This window comes from Streptomyces sp. HmicA12 (assembly GCF_000373565.1).
In the GTDB taxonomy this organism is placed as follows: Bacteria; Actinomycetota; Actinomycetes; order Streptomycetales; family Streptomycetaceae; genus Streptomyces.
Genome location: NZ_KB891846.1, coordinates 1 through 1,238, shown reverse-complemented (window position 1 = coordinate 1,238; position 1,238 = coordinate 1). Strand labels below are relative to the sequence as shown.

2 protein-coding genes are annotated in these 1,238 nt (G+C 66.2%); both read right to left on the bottom strand.

Annotated elements, in window-relative coordinates:
• A partial coding sequence (locus tag B072_RS0135430) for a UTRA domain-containing protein (protein ID WP_018534727.1) occupies window positions 1-520 on the bottom strand: 520 nt, incomplete at its 3' end.
• A 12-nt stretch (window positions 521-532) separates the two neighbouring features.
• Window positions 533-1,238, bottom strand: a 706-nt coding sequence (locus B072_RS0135425) for a GntR family transcriptional regulator (RefSeq protein WP_018534726.1), incomplete at its 5' end; no start/stop codon positions are given.

Below are 1,238 nucleotides of genomic sequence, written 5' to 3'. Positions count from 1 at the left end.
CCCAGCCGGGCCCGGGGCGGTGCACGGTCACCTCGACGGCGCGCCCGGCAGAGGTGTAGCCGATGTGCGTGATCTGAATGAGGTTGGACCCCACCTCGACGCCGAAGGCTTCGGCCTCAATGGAGGTGGCGGTGTACTGGGTGACCTCTTCGATCACCTCGGTCTGCTCGAACCCGGCATCTGCCATGCGGCTGATGATGCCGCCCTTTCCGGGGTCGGGGTTCTCGATCTGGGCAGCTTCCGCGACGTCGAGGGGCACGTACGAGTCCGCGAGCTGGACGAGGGTGTCGCCGTTGTACATGTGGCGAGCCCGCACGACAGTCTCCTCGGTGGAGGCGATGTCGAGAATTGAGGCGACCGGGGCCGGCGCCGTCGAGCGGCTGACTGCCGTCTCCACGCGAGGCGTACCGCCAAGGCGACGGATCTCCGTCTCGAAGGCGCCGCGGCTCTCGCCAGCTTCCCGGCGCTCCTTGCGGTAGCGCTCGGTGGCATCACGGACGATGGCGTCGTTGGAGCTCAAGGTGAAGTCCTTTCAGGATTCGGGCTGATCGATGGGCCACTCGTAGCTGAGCGACCAGAGGCTTACGGGCATCACGTGGACGCAGACCTCGACGGCCCTGCGCTCCGCGGTGAGACCGACATGGGTGATCTCGTAGACGTTCCTGGCCGTGGGGATGCCCAGCGCGTCGGCCTCAACCTTTGTCGGCTGGCGGATGTCGATGGTCTCCCGGATGCGCACCTGGGCGTGCCCGTACTCGGAGAGCCGGGACTTGCTGCCACCGTCTCCCGTGTCCTGCTCCTCAAGCTGAGTGCCGAAGGCGATGTCGCCAGGGAAGTAGGACGTGGCGACTTGGACCACGGTGTCATCGGCGAGCATGGTGCGAGCCCTGGACAGAGCCTTTGTCGAGTGGTGGATGCCAAGGATCTGGGCCACCCGTGCCGGTGGGCGCTCACGAGAGATGACCGTAGTTGAGCTGGAGGTCATCCCCAGCCGAGCGATCTCTCCGGCGAAAGCACCGCGGGCTCCATCCTCCTCACGCGCTGCCCTGATGTACCGGCCAGTGCCGTCGCGAAGGATCTTTCCGAGGATCGGGGAGACGAAGGTGCCCTTTCCCTTTCGGGATACGACCAGGCCCTCGTCTTCGAGCAGGCCGTAGACGTCACGCGCGGTCTGGAATGCGATGCCCTCAGCCTCCTGGAACTCGCGAACCTTGGGCAGGGCTGACCTGGGGGGATAC